General features: G+C 74.3%; 15 protein-coding genes and 3 pseudogenes. 12 read left to right on the forward strand and 6 right to left on the reverse strand.

Going from position 1 to position 16,002, the window contains the following annotated elements:
- Positions 1 to 258: 258 nt before the first annotated feature.
- From ACFCXS_RS00495 to ACFCXS_RS00510, 4 genes are read left to right on the forward strand one after another with little or no spacing between them, the layout of a single operon-like run.
- Positions 259 to 1,413 carry a polyprenyl synthetase family protein gene (locus ACFCXS_RS00495; protein WP_376640476.1) on the forward strand — a complete coding sequence of 385 codons (1,155 nt, stop codon included), beginning with the start codon at positions 259 to 261 and terminating at the stop codon, positions 1,411 to 1,413.
- Entirely contained in the window at positions 1,410 to 2,972 is a 1,563-nt protein-coding gene (locus ACFCXS_RS00500; protein WP_376640479.1) for a phytoene desaturase, read from the forward strand. The genes ACFCXS_RS00495 and ACFCXS_RS00500 overlap by 4 nt, the downstream gene beginning before the upstream one ends.
- Complete coding sequence (locus tag ACFCXS_RS00505) at positions 2,959 to 3,939, forward strand: phytoene/squalene synthase family protein (RefSeq protein ID WP_376640481.1); 981 nt, start codon at positions 2,959 to 2,961, stop codon at positions 3,937 to 3,939. Before ACFCXS_RS00500 ends, ACFCXS_RS00505 begins: the two co-directional genes overlap by 14 nt.
- Complete coding sequence (locus tag ACFCXS_RS00510; RefSeq protein ID WP_376640483.1) at positions 3,932 to 4,999, forward strand: DUF5914 domain-containing protein; 1,068 nt, start codon at positions 3,932 to 3,934, stop codon at positions 4,997 to 4,999. The genes ACFCXS_RS00505 and ACFCXS_RS00510 overlap by 8 nt, the downstream gene beginning before the upstream one ends.
- A gap of 106 nt (positions 5,000 to 5,105) precedes the next feature.
- Here ACFCXS_RS00510 and ACFCXS_RS00515 read toward each other — a convergent pair whose 3' ends face one another.
- The 5 genes and pseudogenes from ACFCXS_RS00515 to ACFCXS_RS00535 form a co-directional block, all read right to left on the reverse strand.
- Entirely contained in the window at positions 5,106 to 6,704 is a 1,599-nt protein-coding gene (locus tag ACFCXS_RS00515) for an FAD-dependent oxidoreductase (protein WP_376640485.1), read from the reverse strand.
- Positions 6,701 to 7,432 carry a class I SAM-dependent methyltransferase gene (locus ACFCXS_RS00520; protein ID WP_376640487.1) on the reverse strand — a complete coding sequence of 244 codons (732 nt, stop codon included), beginning with the start codon at positions 7,430 to 7,432 and terminating at the stop codon, positions 6,701 to 6,703. Before ACFCXS_RS00520 ends, ACFCXS_RS00515 begins: the two co-directional genes overlap by 4 nt.
- Positions 7,429 to 8,652 carry a lycopene cyclase family protein gene (locus ACFCXS_RS00525; protein WP_376640490.1) on the reverse strand — a complete coding sequence of 408 codons (1,224 nt, stop codon included), beginning with the start codon at positions 8,650 to 8,652 and terminating at the stop codon, positions 7,429 to 7,431. The genes ACFCXS_RS00520 and ACFCXS_RS00525 overlap by 4 nt, the downstream gene beginning before the upstream one ends.
- Positions 8,653 to 8,857: 205 nt before the next feature.
- Complete coding sequence (locus tag ACFCXS_RS00530; RefSeq protein WP_376641484.1) at positions 8,858 to 9,814, reverse strand: B12-binding domain-containing protein; 957 nt, start codon at positions 9,812 to 9,814, stop codon at positions 8,858 to 8,860.
- A gap of 204 nt (positions 9,815 to 10,018) precedes the next feature.
- Positions 10,019 to 10,330 (reverse strand): annotated as a pseudogene (locus tag ACFCXS_RS00535) (MerR family transcriptional regulator); the annotation flags it as partial.
- A gap of 140 nt (positions 10,331 to 10,470) precedes the next feature.
- On the opposite strand from ACFCXS_RS00535, the gene ACFCXS_RS00540 reads away from it, so the two are divergent.
- The 4 genes from ACFCXS_RS00540 to ACFCXS_RS00555 all read left to right on the forward strand — a co-directional run bounded on the left by ACFCXS_RS00540 (position 10,471) and on the right by ACFCXS_RS00555 (position 13,042).
- Positions 10,471 to 11,076, forward strand: a complete 606-nt coding sequence (locus ACFCXS_RS00540; protein WP_376640491.1) for an RNA polymerase sigma factor — start codon at positions 10,471 to 10,473, stop codon at positions 11,074 to 11,076.
- A gap of 97 nt (positions 11,077 to 11,173) precedes the next feature.
- Positions 11,174 to 12,001 (forward strand): DUF4397 domain-containing protein, encoded by an 828-nt coding sequence (locus tag ACFCXS_RS00545; RefSeq protein ID WP_376640493.1) that lies wholly within the window; start codon positions 11,174 to 11,176, stop codon positions 11,999 to 12,001.
- Complete coding sequence (locus ACFCXS_RS00550; RefSeq protein WP_376640495.1) at positions 11,994 to 12,674, forward strand: class F sortase; 681 nt, start codon at positions 11,994 to 11,996, stop codon at positions 12,672 to 12,674. The genes ACFCXS_RS00545 and ACFCXS_RS00550 overlap by 8 nt, the downstream gene beginning before the upstream one ends.
- Positions 12,662 to 13,042, forward strand: coding sequence for a hypothetical protein (locus tag ACFCXS_RS00555; RefSeq protein ID WP_376640497.1), 381 nt, complete (start codon positions 12,662 to 12,664; stop codon positions 13,040 to 13,042). The genes ACFCXS_RS00550 and ACFCXS_RS00555 overlap by 13 nt, the downstream gene beginning before the upstream one ends.
- A gap of 210 nt (positions 13,043 to 13,252) precedes the next feature.
- Here ACFCXS_RS00555 and ACFCXS_RS00560 read toward each other — a convergent pair whose 3' ends face one another.
- Positions 13,253 to 13,453 (reverse strand): hypothetical protein, encoded by a 201-nt coding sequence (locus ACFCXS_RS00560; RefSeq protein WP_376640498.1) that lies wholly within the window; start codon positions 13,451 to 13,453, stop codon positions 13,253 to 13,255.
- 445 nt (positions 13,454 to 13,898) lie between these two features.
- Here ACFCXS_RS00560 and ACFCXS_RS00565 point away from each other — a divergent pair, with 445 nt between their 5' ends.
- From ACFCXS_RS00565 to ACFCXS_RS00580, 4 genes and pseudogenes are all read left to right on the forward strand, one after another.
- Entirely contained in the window at positions 13,899 to 14,174 is a 276-nt protein-coding gene (locus tag ACFCXS_RS00565) for a hypothetical protein (protein ID WP_376640500.1), read from the forward strand.
- Positions 14,171 to 14,578 carry a PIN domain-containing protein gene (locus ACFCXS_RS00570; protein WP_376640502.1) on the forward strand — a complete coding sequence of 136 codons (408 nt, stop codon included), beginning with the start codon at positions 14,171 to 14,173 and terminating at the stop codon, positions 14,576 to 14,578. Before ACFCXS_RS00565 ends, ACFCXS_RS00570 begins: the two co-directional genes overlap by 4 nt.
- A gap of 90 nt (positions 14,579 to 14,668) precedes the next feature.
- Positions 14,669 to 15,324 (forward strand): annotated as a pseudogene (locus ACFCXS_RS00575) (aldo/keto reductase); the annotation flags it as partial.
- Positions 15,325 to 15,363: 39 nt separating this feature from the next.
- A pseudogene (locus ACFCXS_RS00580) lies at positions 15,364 to 15,990 on the forward strand (NAD(P)-dependent oxidoreductase).
- Positions 15,991 to 16,002: the final 12 nt, after the last annotated feature.

Raw genomic sequence — 16,002 nt, forward strand, 5'->3', positions numbered from 1 at the left:
TGAGCCGGAGCCGGGACCCCCGATGAGCCGGAGCCAGGGCCCGGATGAGCCGGAGCCTGGACCCGGATAAGCCGGAGCCTGGACCCGGATAAGCCGGAGCCTGGACCCGGATAAGCCGGGGCCGGAGGGACTGGGCCGGGGCCGGAATCGCTGGGCCGGGGCCGGAGGGGCTGAGAGCCCGGCGCCCGGCGCATCCGAAACACCGCTCCCCCCGGAAGCACTGATGTGCGGATGACGGGAAGCGAAGAGGGGTTGCGCATGCTTGGACCGCGGCCGACGGCGGCCGGACCGGCGAAGACGGACGACGCCCCGCTCACGGCTCCGGGGGCCACCCGTGCCATGGAGGCGGTCCTCGAGCGGGTGCTCGAGGCGCGGCTGCGGCAGGCCCGCGACACCGATGCGGTGTTCACCCACGAGATGGCCGAGCGCGTCGCCGCGTTCGTCCGGCGGGGCGGCAAGCGGCTGCGGACGGCGTTCGTGTGGTGCGGCTGGCGGGCGGCGGGCGGCTCCGGTGACGCGGACGCCGTCCTGCGTGCGGGGGCCGCCCTCGAACTGCTCCAGGCCTGCGCCCTCGTCCACGACGACGTGATGGACGGATCACCGCTGCGCCGGGGCGCCCCCGCGATGCACGTGGACTTCGCCCACGGGCACCGGGCGGGCCGGACGAACGGCCGGGCGTACCCCTCCGCCGAGTCGTTCGGGACGTCGGCGGCCGTGCTCGCGGGCGATCTGGCGCTGGCGTGGGCGGACGACCTGCTGACCGAGACCGCGCTCGCCTCGCCGTACGGCCCGCGGCTGTACGACGAGTGGCGGGCCATGCGCACCGAGATGGTCGCCGGCCAGTACCGCGACCTGCGCGCGCAGGCGAGCGGCTCGTCCGGGTCCGAGGAGGCGCTGACCATCGCCGTCCTGAAAAGCGCCCGGTACACGGTCGCGCGGCCCCTGGCCCTGGGCGCGTCGCTCGCCGGTGCCGATGCCCGCACTCTGGGCGCGTTGCGGGCCGCCGGCCGGTGCGCGGGGCTCGCCTTCCAGCTGCGCGACGACCTCCTCGGCGCGTTCGGGGACCCCGCTCTGACCGGCAAACCGGCCGACGAGGACCTGCGCACCCGCAAACTCACCCCGCTCCTCGCCGTCGCCGTCCGGCTCGCGGAGGCCGCCGGCGACCAGGACGCGGCCGCCGTGCTCGCCCCGGACGCGGACGCCCTGCCGGGTCACACCGTCGAGCGGATGCGGGCGGCACTGGAACGGACGGGCGCCCGGGCCGAGGTGGAGGCGAGGATCGCCGGCCTGGCGGCCTCCGGCCTGCGGCATTTCGAGGCGACCGGTGCGGCCCCCGCCGTGCAGCGGGAGTTCGCCTCCCTGGTCGAGCGTGCCGCGGGCGTCGCCCCGCGGCACGCGGAGGAACTCGTATGAGGACGGTGACCGGCCCGACGGACCACGTCGTGGTGGTCGGCGCCGGCCTGTCCGGTCTGGCGTGCGCCCTGCACCTACTGGGCGCCGGACGGCGGGTCACGCTCGTCGAGCGGGACGCCGGACCGGGCGGGAGGGCCGGGCGGGTCGGGCTCGGCGACTACCTGGTGGACACCGGGCCCACCGTGCTGACGATGCCGCAGCTGGCCGACGAGGCGTTCGCGGCGGTCGGCGAGCGTCTCGACCGGCACGTCGAGCTGGTACCCCTGCACCCCGCCTACCGGGCGGCCTTCGCGGACGGGTCCTCGCTCGACGTGCACACCGACGGCGACGCCATGGAGGCGGAGGTGCGGCGCTTCGCCGGACCGGCCGAGGCCGCGGGTTACCGCAGGCTGCGGACGTGGCTGGAGCGGCTGTACCGGGCGCAGATGCGCCGTTTCATCGACACCAACTTCGACTCCCCGCTCCAGCTCGCGCACCCGGACCTGGCCCGGCTGGCGGCGCTCGGCGGCTTCGGGCGCCTCGACGGCCGGATCGGCCGCTTCCTGTCCGACGCCCGCCTGCGCCGGGTCTTCTCCTTCCAGGCCCTGTACGCCGGTGTGGCCCCGGCCCGGGCGCTCGCGGCCTACGCGGTGATCGCCTACATGGACACCGTGGCAGGTGTCTGGTTCCCCAAGGGCGGCATGCACGCGCTGCCCCGGGCGATGGCGGACGTGGCCGCCGGTGCCGGTGCGGAGCTGCGCCGGCAGGCCGAGGTGAGCGCGCTGGAACGCTCCGCCGGACGGGTACGGGCGGTCCGGCTCGCCTCGGGTGAGCGCATCCCGTGCGACGCGGTGGTGCTGACCTGCGAACTGCCCGCCGCGCACCGGCTCCTGGGCCGGGCACCCCGGCGCCCGGTACCGCTCCGGCACTCACCGTCCGCGGTGGTCCTGCACGCCGGAACCGACCGCACCTGGCCCCAGCTGGCCCACCACACCCTGTCCTTCGGCGCCGCGTGGGAGCGCACCTTCGAGGAACTGACCCGCTCGGGAACGCTGATGAGCGACCCGTCGCTGCTGATCACCCGTCCGACGACGCACGACGCCTCGCTCGCGCCGCCGGGCCGCCACCTCCACTACGTCCTGGCGCCCTGCCCCAACACCGACATCGGCCCCTCCGCCGCAGCCTGGCGCGACCTCGGCCCGCGCTACCGCGACCGTCTGGTCGCCGAGCTGGAGCGCCGCGGCCTGGACGGCTTCGCGAACAGCGTCGAGAAGGAGCTGCTGGTGACCCCGCTCGACTGGACGGCCCAGGGGCATGCGGCGGGCAGTCCCTTCTCGGTCTCCCACACCTTCGCCCAGACCGGGCCGTTCCGGCCGCGCAACCTCGTCCGCGGGCTGGACAACGTGGTGCTCGCGGGCTGCGGGACCACCCCCGGTGTCGGCGTACCGACCGTGCTCATCAGCGGGAAACTCGCCGCCGCCCGCGTCACCGGGGGCCGCGCCCGAGCGCCCCGGGCCGGCAGGCCGGCGTACCGCCGCCCGTCCACCCCGACCGGAGCAGGTGCCCATGACCCGTCGTGAACTGGACGCCGCCGGGGTCACCGACCCCGGCCTGCGCGCCGCCTACAGCCGGTGCCGGCAGCTCAACGCCCGCCACGGCCGGACCTACTTCCTGGCCACGCGCCTGCTGCCGCTGGAACGCCGTACGGCCGTGCACGCGCTGTACGGCTTCGCCCGCTGGGCCGACGACATCGTCGACGACCTGGACCGGCGCCTGACACCCGACGAGCGGGACCTGCTGCTGAAGCGGCTGGAGGAGGACCTCAGCCATGCGCTGCGCAGCGGCGGCGGGGACGAACCGGTGGTCCGCGCCGTGGCCGACACCGCCGACCGCTACGGCATCGACGTGGACCTGTTCGCCGACTTCCTCGCCTCGATGCGCGCCGACCTGACCGTCACGGACTACCCGACCTACGCCGACCTGCGGACCTACATGCACGGCTCGGCCGCGGTGATCGGCCTGCAGATGCTGCCCGTGCTCGGCACGGTCGTCCCGCGCGAGGAGGCGGCACCGCACGCGGCGGCACTCGGGGTGGCGTTCCAGCTGACCAACTTCCTGCGGGACGTGGGCGAGGACCTCGACCGGGGTCGCGTCTATCTGCCGGCCGACCTGCTGGCCGCCCACGGCGTGGACCGGCCGCTCCTGGAGTGGAGCCGGCGCAGCGGCCGCCGCGACCCGCGCGTCCGGTCGGCACTCGTCGCGGCCGAGGCCCTGACCAGGGACGTGTACCGGACGGCGGAACCGGGCATCGCGATGCTCGACCCTCGGGTGCGCCCCTGCATCAGGACGGCGTTCACGCTGTACGGCGGCATCCTCGACGCGATCGCGCGGCACGACTACACGGTGCTGCACCGCCGTGCCGTGGTGCCCCGGCGCCGGCGGGCGGCCACCGCCGCGGCCGGGGTCCTGAGGGTGGCCCGCGCGCGGTGGGCGGCGCACGCGACGGCTCCGGCCGCATCGGAACGGAAGGAACAGGGCCGTGGCTGACCGGGCGGACAAGGCACGCCGGACCTCGCCGCTGCGGCGGCGCAGCGGCCCCGGCTGGGCGGAGCAGACACCGACCTGGCGCGCGGCCCGGCCTGCGCTGATCGCCGACACCCTCAAACGGGCGACCGCCCGGCCCTCCGGCAACTGGTTCGTCATGGGCGCCTCCCGGGACGTGCGACCGGGCCGCCCCTACGGGAGGACCGTCGGCGGCGTGGAAGTGGTGCTCTGGCGCTCTGAGGGCGGTGAGCTCCGGGCCGGTCCCGGCGCCTGCCCGCACCTCGGTGCCCCCCTGCGGGACAGCCGCGTGGTGTGCGGCACGCTGGTGTGCCACTGGCACGGACTGGCCCTGGACGGCTCCGCGTTCGCCGGCTGGCAGCCGTACCCGGCCCACGACGACGGGGTGCTGGTGTGGGTACGGCTGGACACCGTGGGCGGTGAGGAGCCGTCGGAGCGGCCCCTGATCCCGGCCCGGCCCGCACCGGGCAGCGGGGTGGACGCCGTGTTCACGGCGGTCGGGCGGTGCGAACCGCAGGACGTGGTGGCCAACCGGCTCGACCCGTGGCACGGGTCCTGGTTCCACCCGTACTCCTTCGTCGACCTGACGGTCGTGAGGGAACCGGGGGGTGACGCAGGCGACGAGGGCGACGGGGAGAACGGTGACAACGGGGACTACGGGGACTACGGGGACTTCGGGGATGACGCCTTCGTGGTCGATGTCTCCTTCCGGGTGGCGGGTCGTCTGGTGGTGCCCGTGCGGGCCGAGTTCACCGCGCCGGAGCCGCGCACCGTCGTCATGCGCATCACCGACGGCGAGGGCGCCACGTCCGTGGTGGAGACCCATGCCACGCCGCTCACCGCCGCTGACGCCGAGCAGCCACGGACGGCCGTGGTCGAGGCGGTCGTCGCCGCTTCGGACCGGCCCGGATTCGCGTTGGCCCGCGCCGCCGCCCCGGTGTTGCGTCCCCTGATGCGCCGGACGGCCGGGCGCCTTTGGCGCGACGACCTCGCCTACGCCGAGAGACGCTGGGAGTTGCGCAGCACGGGGCGGTTTCCCGGGTGACCGGGAGGCCGGTTGCGCGGCCCCGGACGTTGTCCTGATCCGGATGACCCCGCCGGACGGGCCTGTGCGGAGCGGCCCGGGCCCGTTCGGCGGCCCCGGCCCGGGATCATCGGCGTGCCGGACGGCCCGCGAGGGCGCCGAGTGCCCGCAGCGCCGGGGAGCGGCCCGCCCGTGGCACGGTCCACAGCACCTGGCCGCGCACTCCCCACCCGGCGAGCAGGGCGTTGGACGCCAGGAAGCCCGTGGTGGCGGCGCGTTCCATGAGGGCCACGGGCAGGTCGCAGCGCAGCCCGTCGCCGGCCAGCGTCAGCCACGGGTGCGGGGTCCTCACCGTGGGGCGCCGGTGGTGGGTGCCGACCGGGAAGAGCGGGCAGTCCGAGCGCCACTCGTGCCGGGCGTCTACGACCCGCGCCCGGCCGGTCTCCGGGTACACCCGGCGCAACTGCCCGAGCAGCGCGTCCTGCACGGCCCCGGGGTCCGCGCCGGGGGTGACGGCGTAGGCGTGGAGTTCCACCACGGAACCCCCGTGCTTCGCGGCCCAGCGGGCGGCCTCGCCCTCGTAGCGTTCCAGGACGCTGATGTTGTCGAGGCCGTCGTAGCCGCTGGTCCCGAGGAAGCCGGGGCGGTCGGCGCGGACCGGCCGGTCGAGCCAGAGCCGCGAGACGAGGAACGGCGGGGCGGTGCGCAGGGCGGCGATGCCGTCGCGCCAGGGGGCGGTGCCCAGGCCGGGCGAGGCGGCGACGACCCCGCGCAGCCCCCCGGTGTCGAGGGCGAGGACCACCGCGTCGTGCCGCTCGGTGCCGTTGCCGGTGCGCACCTCGGCTCCCCCGGTGCCGGCGGGGTCCACGCCGAGGACGGGTGTGCCGGTGCGGACGGTCGTGCCGAGCCGCCGGAGGTAGTCGGCGAGCGGCTCCCACAGGGCCTCGGGGAAGGGCTCGCCGGGCACGTCGAAGAGCAGTCCCTCCGAGGAGCCGAGGAAGTAGATGTGGAACATCAGCATCAGTTCGGCGGCGGAGAGTTCGCGCGGGTCGGCGAAGAAGCTGCGCGAGAACACCTCGAAGGCCAGGTGGTGCGCGGCCTCGGGGAAGCGGACGCGTTCCAGGAAGGCGGTGGCACTGATCTCGTCGAAGCGTGTGTACACCTCGGGCACGCGCACGTCCGTCAGTGGCAGCGCCGCCCGGGCGTCCAGGGCGGTGAGGTCGCGCCAGCCGAAGGTGGGGCTGAGGGCGACGAAGCCGAGGGCGCTCAGGGGCGGGGTGCGCGGGACGCGGGCGAAGCTGTCGGTCAGTCCGCCGCTGTGCCGCAGGGGGTAGTCGGGCAGTGGGGTGAGGCGGGCGAGGGCGGGGTCGGTGCGCCGCAGCAGGCCGCGCAGGTTGTAGTACTGCCGGAAGAAGGCGTGGAAGCCGCGGCTCATGGTCACCTCCGAGCCGTCGGCCAGCCGGGTGCGGTACCCGGCGAGGCGGCCGCCCAGGGAGTCCTCGCGTTCGTAGAGGGTCACCCGGGCGCCGCGTTCGGCCAGTCCGGTGGCCGCGGCGAGTCCGGCGATGCCGCCCCCCACCACGGCGACGGACGGTGCGTCCCCGGGCGGGAGCCGGTCCCGGCCGGGCTCCGGCATCAGCACCTCGGCCTTGCGGTCCCGGCCGCGGCGGGCGACCGGGCGGGCGCTCGCCGGGCGGCTCTTCGGGGAACTCGTCGCGGGACTCATCGGGTGGCCTCCCCGGCCGCGGCTGACCCCTTGTGGGCGACGAACGTGTGCGTGATGCCGGTCTGCCATCCGGCGAGGGGCAGAGCCCGCGCGCCCGTGAACCCGGCCCGCGTCAGCCGCCCGGTGAAGGCGGAGGCGCTGTCGAAGTCGAGGACGCTGTGCCACAGGTGCCGGTACAGGGCCCGGTCGCCGGTGAGCGTGCCCGCCGGGACGATCACCCCCTGGCACACGGCCGTCCACAGCGCCCGGTGCGCGGGCGAGCCACCGAGGCTGTACTCGTGGACGGCGAGGCGCCCGCCCGGCCGCAGCAGTGCGCGCACGGTGCCGAGGACGCCGTCCGGGTCGGAGACGTTGCGGAACAGGTAGGCGGCGAAGACCGCGTCGAACGGCCCTTCACCGGACGTCGCCAACTGCTCGGCGCTCAGGTGCAGGAAGCGCACGGTGCCGGGCCAGGGCTTGGTCCGGGCCCGCCGCAGCATGCCGGCGGAGGCGTCCACGGCGGTGATCCGCGCACGGGGTGCGGCCCGCAGCAGGGCCCGGGTGGAAGCACCGGTGCCGCAGCCCAGGTCGAGCAGGTGCAGCCCGGCCCCGTCCCGCGGGAGCCGCAGCCGGCGGGCCGAGCGCAGCAGGTCGGCGCGGTAGCCCGGGTTGAGTCCGGTGAGGCGGTCGTAGGTGCGGGACGCGTGGTCGAAGGCGTGTGCCAGGTCGCGGTCGCGCAGCAGGGTCATCGGGGGCTCTTTCCGGTTCCTGGGGCGGGGTGGGTGCGGCGGGGCAGGAAGGGCACTTCGAGCGCGGTGCGCAGCATCGGGCCCACGGGGGTGCGCAGCCCGATGCCCCACTCCTCGCGGAGCGAGGTGGCACCGTCGAGGAAGCGCAGCAGGCGGTGCGTCGGGGTCCGGCGGAAGAGGCCGGTGAAGAAGGCGGGGCCGTCGATCCGGCCGGTGTCCAGGGCCCGCAGCAGCACCGCGTCCATGGCGAGCGCCCGCCGCCCGTGCGGCGCGGGCACGGCGGCGCGGCCGTCCCGCACGGCCGCCGCGACGGCCAGGCTGTGCCGCTGGACGGCCGCGAAGGTGTAGCCGGTGGCGGGGCGGGTGGCTCCCCCCGCGGTTCCGATGCGGAAGACGGCCGTGCCGGTCCGCCGGGGGAAGCGGGCATCGGTCATGGGGATGACGCCCTGCTCGGCCGTCTCCACGGCGAACTCGCCCAGGCGCAGCACGTCCCGGGCGTAGTGACCGAGCGCTGCCTCGTACGCCGCCGTGGTCAGCGGGCTCCTGGAGAACTCGGTGTACTCGACGAGCGCCCGGTCCGGGGCCAGCGGCAGGACGTAGCCGAAGGCGAGGCCGTGCCGCGGCTGGGGCACCCGGAAGTCCATCAGGTCGGCGACCGCCGGGTCGAACCGGTCGGTGCGGGTGTGCACGAACCAGCCACGGAAGTGCTGCAGCAACTGCGTCCGGGCCGGTGGCAGTGCGCGCAGGGGCCGCGAATCGAACACGAGCCCCGCGCGCAGGGTCATTGTCCGGCCGTCGGGTTCCGTGCAGCGGACCTCGGCGCCTCCGGGGATGTCGCGCACCGTGTCGGCTCTCGCGCGCAGCAGCCGGCCGCCGGGCGAGCGTTCCAGCTTCGCGTGCACCAGCCGTTCGAACGCCGTGGAACGCACCATGCGGTAGCGGGCGGGGGCCGGATCGACGGTGAGCGGACTGCCGTCGCGGTCGTGCATGCGCAGCAGAGGCCAGGTGGCGGCCACCGCTTCGCCGAAGCCGTCGGCGTCGGCGTCGCCCTGGTCCCAGTAGCACCAGGTCCGTTCCGCCGGACGCGCGGGACCGTCCGGCGGCTCCACCACGGTCACGGACGCGACGGCGGTCTCGACCAGCCGGTGCGCGAGACTCAGGCCCGCGGCTCCGCCCCCGAGGATCACCACGTCCGGCGCGCCGACAGGTCCCCGGCTCACCGGGCCCACCACACGCCGCCCATCACCGCACCCCGTTCCCGGCCACCTCGTCGACTGTGTCCTGTCCGTCCACCGCTTCCGGCCGGCGGCCCTGTACGGATGCAGTCCGGATGCGGCGGGACGGGCGGGACCAGGTCGGCCGGAGCCACCACGGCACGCATGCGGTCGGCCGGAGCCACCACGGCACGCATGCGGTCGGCCGGGATCACCGCGGCACGACCGACTCCAGAACGGCGACGGCCTCGGCCAGCCCCGTCGGACGCGGCAGTCCGGCAACGGTGCGGCCGGACCAGCCGGGCCCTATCGTCATGACGACGGGCTTGCGGCGGGCCCCGCGCACTCCCCACTCCATCGCCGCCACGTGCTGGGCCAGCGGCCGGCTGGCGGTCGTCCGGGACTGCGCCCACAACCCCACCGCCGCGGGCCCCGTTCGGCGGACGGCCGTGACGAGGGACTCCACGGGCAGGGCGCCGCCGAACATCCGCACCGGCACACCGCGTTCGGCCAGCGCGGCCGCCAGTACCTCCAGGGGCAGCGTGTGGTTCTCCCCCGGCACGCAGGCGAGTACGACGGTCGCGCCCGGGCGGTCGGGGGCCGCGGGCGGGGCGCCCCGCCGCAGTGCGCCGGAGACGTGCCAGGACAGGAAGTGCTCGACCTCGACGTACTTCTCGCCCGAGCTCTCCCACTTGCGGCCGACCGCCTGGAGGGTCGGCATGATCACCTCGGTCCAGGCGGCGACCAGCCCGTGCTCGGCGATCGCGGACTGGAGCAGGTCGTCCAGGGCGGGGGCGTCGAGGCGCAGTGCGGCACGGGCGATGCCCTTGCACTCCTGACGCACATCACCGAGGCGCAGCCCACTGCCCGCGCGGCTGCGGGTGGGGGTGGGAGTGAGGGCGGGGGCGGGAGTGGGTGCGGCGGCGCTGGTGCGGGCGCGATCCGACGGTCGCGGTGGTGTGCCGCCGGACGACCGCCCCGGGCCCGCCGGCCCCGGTACCACCCCGGCCGGTCCCGCTGCCACCCCGGCCGGTCCCGGTGACGCTCCGGCCGGTCCCGGTGACGCTCCGATGCCCTCTCGTCCCGGGTTCGCGAGCGCGTCCTGGGACTCCGCGGCAGCCGGCCCGTCCGGATCTGGGTCCTGCGTCGCCCGAGCGCGCCGGCCCACGAGCCCCTCCGCCTGTATCGCCCGAGCTCCCCCGCCCACGGCATCCTCCGCCCGTATCGCCCGAGCGCCCCGGCCCACAGAACCCTCCGCCTGCGTCGCTCCGGAGCCGCGGCCGACGGAACCCGGTGCCTGCGTCGCTCCGGCGGCCGGGCCCGTCGGAGCCGTCCCCTGCGTCGTTTCGCCGAGGGCCGCGCGGGCCGCCTCGGCGGGCGGTATCCCGGTCGCGGTCAGGGCGCACATCCGCTCCAGCCGGGCCACGTCCGTCGGGGTCCACCGCCGGTGCCGGCCACCGGTGTGCTCGTCGGGCCCGAGACCGTAGCGCCGGTCCCACGTGCGGACCGTCGTCGGCGCGACCCCCAGCCGCCTGGCCACCTCGCCGGTGGTCAGACCACCCCCGACCGGCCCTCCCTCGATCGGCCCACCCGCCTGTGGCCCGGTGCCGAGCGGCCCGGCCTCGCGTCCGCGGCGTTCGCTGTCCCGTTCGTGTGCACCCATACCTCCGACTGTACGACGCATAAACGACGCATGTTGAGCCGCGTCGTTTGTGCACCGAACACTGGCCTGGAGCGCATGGTCGCGGCTCGCGCAGCGCGACCGGTGCGGTTCGGCAGACGGCCTTCCGTCCCCGCACGACGCACTGCAGGAGGAACCAGGCCATGATCACGAACACGCGACCGACCGCCCCCACCGCGCCCGCGGAGGAAACGCGGTACGAGGAGGAGCTGGCCCGTGGCCTAGTCGCCGCCGACGAGGAGGCGTTCGCCGCGATCTACCGGCGCTGGGGCGCGCTCGTCCACACCATGGCCACCCGACTGCTCGGTGACACCCATGAGGCGGAGGACGTGACCCAGCAGGTCTTCCTCGGCGCCTGGCACGGCCGGGCGGGCTTCCGCCCCGAACGGGGTCCGCTCGGTGCCTGGCTGGTCGGCATCACGCGCCGCAAGATCGTCGACGCGCTGGCGGCCCGGACACGACGGCTGACGCTCATCGACTCGGCCGGCCGCGACGCGGACACCGCCGGCTCCGACGAGGCGGCACCGGACCGCGTCCTGGACCGGGTGCTGCTGGTCGACGCCCTGGCCCGGCTGCCACGTCATCAACGGGAGGTGTTGTGCATGGCCTTCTACGAGGACCTGACCCAGGCGCAGATCGCGGAGCGGACCGGGATGCCCCTGGGGACCGTCAAGAGCCACGCCCGTCGCGGCCTGCACCGGCTGCGCACGGTGATCGAGCAGCCCGCGACCGCCGGCACGGACCTGTAGCGGTGCCGCCGTACGCGCATCCACGACGGCCCCCGGACCTGAAAACAGGACCGAGACTCCGCACCGTACGGAGACTCCGTTCGAAGGGATGATTCCCATGACCTCCCACACCCGCCTCGCCATCGCCGCCTCGGCCGGAGCCTGCGCCCTGGCCCTCGGCGTCTCCGCTCCCGCCCTGGCCGAACAGCAGGACCAGGCCATGGTGTCGGTCTTCCACGGCATCCCCGGCATGACCGTGGACGTGTACGCCAACGGGGACGAACTGGTCGGCGGCTTCAAGCCCGGCACGGTGACGGACCCCAAGGCGCTCGACGCCGGCACCTACGACATCAAGATCTTCGAAGCGGGCAAGGACCCCTCGGGAACTCCGGCCCTGGAGAAGAAGATCGAGGTGCCCGAGGGCGCGAACGCCACGGTCGCCGCCCATCTCTCCGCCGACGGCAAACCGGAGTTGACGGCCTTCACCAACGACGTCTCCCAGGTGGACGCAGGAAAGGCCCGTCTTACGGTCCGCCATGTCGCGGCGGCCCCGGCCGTCGACGTCCGGGCCGGCGGACAGCCCGTCTTCAGCAACCTGCCCAACCCGAAGGAGGACACCGCCGAGGTCGACGCGGGCACCCTCAACACCGATGTGGTGCTCGCCGGTACGGACACCGTGGCCATCGGCCCGGCCGACCTGAAGCTCGGCGAAGGCACGAGCAACGTCGTCTACGCCTGGGGCAGCGCCGCCGACAAGAACCTGGCGTTGGCGACCCAGACGTTCAGCGGCATGGCGTCATCGCCGCGCGGCGTTCCCGCGGGCGGCAACGGTGCCGCCGTCGCACCGAACTCCTCCGACCTGAGCCCGGCCTGGGCCGCCGGGGCCGGAGCGGTCGCGGTGACGGGTCTGCTGGTGGCCCGCCGGGTCGCCCGCCGACGTGGCTGACGGTGCACGCCGGCTGACGGGACCGATGCTGGCGGCTGCCGCTCTGGCAGCCGTCCTCGGCCTCCCGGCCGGGCCGTCGCAACCGGCCGCGCCGGCCCCCGACTTCACGACCGCGCCCTCCGGGCGGACGACCGGCTCGAAGGGTGCCCCCTCCGGGTGGACGACCGACTCGACGGCGAAGGCCGCACCGAGCACGGCACCGGCCCCACCGCCCCGCCGCGTCCTGCTGCCCCGCACGGGCGTCGATGCCCGGGTCACTCCGGTGGGTGTGACGGACCGGGGCGAGACGGCGGTCCCCGACGAGCCGTCCATGGCCGGCTGGTACCGCTACGGTCCGGCGCCGGGCAGCGCTTCGGGTTCGGCGGTTCTCGTCGGGCACGTGGACAGCGAGACCGGAGCGATCGGCGAGTTCGCCGCCCTGTACGACGTACGGCGCGGGGACGGGGTGGAGGTGCGGCGTGCCGGGGCGGAACCGGTGCGCTACCGCGTCGTCTCACGCGTCACCGTCCCCAAGGACGAGCTGCCGCCCTCGGCGTTCCGCCGCACCGGTGCCCCGGCCCTCACGCTCATCACGTGCGCGCCCCCGTTCGTCCCCGAGCGGGGCGGTTACCTGTCCAACCTCGTCGTCACGGCGGAGCCCGTGAAGTCCGGGAGGGCGCAGTGGCCCACGTAGAGCCCGCGCACCTGGTGGAACTGGCGCTGGGCAACGCCACCTCGACCGACGCGGACGCCGAGGCCCTGCGCCATGTCGAGGAGTGCGGCCGCTGCGGTGACGAACTGCGCGTCCTGACCCGCCTGGTGACCGCGGCGCGCACCGCGCAGCTGGTGGACCTGCCGACGGCACCCCCGAAACGCGTCTGGCAGCGGATCAGCGGAGAGCTCTCCCCCGAGACGAACGCTCCCGGGCCGCCCCGGCACAACCCGGACCGCAGGAAGCGAGCTCTCCTCGCCCTGCTCGCTCTCGCTGCCGCCGCCGGTGTGGCCGTCGCCCGCCGGTGCCTGCACGAGCGCTCGAGGTTCGTGCGGGGGCTTCTCCGCTAGGTCTCTCGGAGAGGGGCCACTGATACCCGCTCGTTTCGAGCCTTGGGTGGCCAGGCCGTGCGGTTCGCACAGTGCCGCCGAGTTGACGCCTCGATCGTCGGAAGTGCCTCCCAAGACCTGACACCGCAACCCTCGACGCCCCGGTGCCGAAGTCCGGCAGCGGGGCGTCGACGGAGCCACGCCCTCTGCTTCGGACGGCTCCCGGGGATATCAGCGCGTGATTCCGTACTTCTTCAGGATGCCTTCCGCGATCGCCACGAGCTCGCTGAGGCCGGGTCCGACGGGGCCGTCGGCGCGAGTGGCCGAGCTGAGCGGGGTCTGCTGGGTGGAGAGGGGTGCGGCGTGGACGGCCGGGGTGGCCAGGGTGAGGGCGGCGGCGGTGAGCGCGGCGGCCGAAATGATCTTCTTCATGCCCTGCAAACGAACCCTGCGGGTGCAGGGCACGGCGGTGCGCCCGATCGGCACATCGGGGCGCACCGCACGACCGTCGTGTGGGCCGTGCACGTCGCACATCGCCCGGCTGTCCCGACACCGGGTTACCCCTGACGTCGAGCCAGAAGATCCAGCACCGAGCCGGCGCGGGACGGACGAAGGGGCCGGCCTCTCGCGAGGCTGACCCCTTCCGAACTGCATGTCTGCCACGTCGAGCAACGTGGTGTCATGTGCTCCGCTCAGACGTTGAAGCGGAACTCCACCACAAGGCTGTGACCTGCGGAAATGCCGGCGCATCCCAGCACCATCCCAGCACGGGGGCCGCGACAGAGTACAAGAAGATCCGGGGCGCCAAGCCTACGCATCAACGATGAGGCCACACAGCACCTGAACGCTGTAATAGTTCCTGTACTAGGCTGGCACCATGAAGTCACCCCGCCCCGGCGGCACGGAGAACATCTCCGTCTCGATGCCCTCGGAACTCCTAGCTGCTCTGCGCACGCGCACCGGTAAGCGCGGCGTGTCCGCCTACGTGACAGCGGCGGTCCGGCACCAGCTGGCGATGGACGGCCTCGCCGAGATCGTGGCCGCCTACGAAACCGAGCACGAACCGTTGAGCGAGGCCGAGGTCCAGGCCGCACAGCGCGAATTGTTCGGTGACGCAACGGCGCCGTACGCGTCCGGTGGCAGCGCCGCGTGAAGGAACCCGCGGCCAGGTCCCTGGTTCTGGACTCCCAGGCACTGTCGCTGCTCCTGCGCAACGACCGCCAGATGATCACCCGGATCGAAGCCGCCCGGCGCGTAGGCGTGCCTGTCCTCGTCTCGGCCCTGACCGTGGTGGAGGCCGTCTACGGGAAGACGGATACCGCCCGACTGCACTGGCTGCTCTCCCGGCTTCAGGTCCAAGACGTCACTCAGGCGGACAGCCCCATCGCGGTGCGGCTGCTGAGCGACGCCGGCGGCCTGCACGGCCACAAATACGCCATCGATGCTCTCGTCGCCGCGATGGCGCTCCGCTCCCCGGCGCCCGTCCTGGTGCTGACCTCAGACCGCGACGACTGGGCGAAACTGTGCGGCGACCGCGTACGGATCAAGGACGCCTGAGGGCGTCGCACGTGGGAGTGCTCACCTACGGGTCAGGCCCAACTCCCCCGCCCGCACTCCGGCTTGAAACCGTGAGGCAGCGTCGAGGCTGGTGCGGTGCGGGCGAACACGTTGATCCGCGAGACGCTTTCCCCTTACCCCTCCACCCTGGTGATCGCCACCCAGGTCGGGCACATCGTCCGAGAGGACGGCTTCACCCAGGGCACCGCCGCTGACATGCGCCCCTTGGTCGAGGCCGACCTGGAAAGCCTGGGCCTGGACCGGCTCGACCTGGCCTATCTGCGGATCGGCGCCATGTCGCCCCCGCACGGCGAATCACTCGCCGCACGCTTCGAAGCACTGGCGGAGCTGCGCGAGGAGGGCCTGATCCGCCACCTCGGCATCAGCAACGTGGACGCGGACCATCTCGCGGAGGCCCGCGCGATCGCACCCGTTGCGGCCGTGCAGAACCACTACCACGCCGCCCAGCGTGGCGACGGCGACCTCCTGGCGGCCTGCGAGAAGGCCGGTATCGCCTTCGTTCCGTTCTTCCCGATGGGCGGCGGCCGGGACCTCGACGACGAGCGGCTGGCCAGGGTGGCGGCCCGGCACGGCGCCACCGTAGGCCAGATCGGCCTGGCCTGGCTGCCGGCCTCCTCCCTGGTGACCCTGGCCATCCCGGCACGGGGTCTCTCTCCCACCTGGAGGAGAACGTGGCCGCCGCCGCGATCCCCCTCACCGAGGAAGACCTGGCCGACCTCGCCTGAACACCGGCCTCGCCCTCTTCCCAAACGAAAGCGCAGCCCATGAAGCTCTTGATCCTCGGTGCGACCGGCCCCACCGGCCGCCACCTCGTCGACCTGGCCATCGCGGCCGACGACACGGTGAGCGTCCTGGCCCGCAGGCCGAAGGCGCTGAACGACCTGGCCGGCCGGGTCCACGTGGTCGCCGGTGACGCCACCTCGCAGGACGATGTCGCGAAGGCCATGACTGGGCAGGACGTCGTCATCTCGGCCCTCGGCAGGAGCACGTCCATACGTGCCGACGACCTGTTCACCCGCGCCGCGACGGCCGTGATCGGCGCGGCCGAAGAGACGGGCGTGTCCCGCCTGGTGTGGCTCTCGTCGTTCGGCGTGGGTGACACCCACCGGTCGGCCAGCCTCGCGCAGAAGGTCATGTACCGCACGTTCCTGCGGAACATCTAAGCGAACAAGGAGATCTCCGAGCGGATGATCCGCTCCAGCGGTCTGGACTGGACGCTGGTCTACCCGACCATGCTGACCACGGGACCCGCCAAGGGCAGCTACCTCGTCGGCGAGCGGCTCCCGATGAAGGGCAACCCGTCGATCAGCCGCGCGGACGTCGCCGACTTCCTGTACAAGGCGGCCCACAGCGCCGAGTGGGTCCACCGCGACGCCGCCATCTCCGACTGAGCCTCCTGCGTC

This window comes from Streptomyces sp. NPDC056373 (genome assembly GCF_042262425.1).
Classification (GTDB): Bacteria; Actinomycetota; Actinomycetes; order Streptomycetales; family Streptomycetaceae; genus Streptomyces.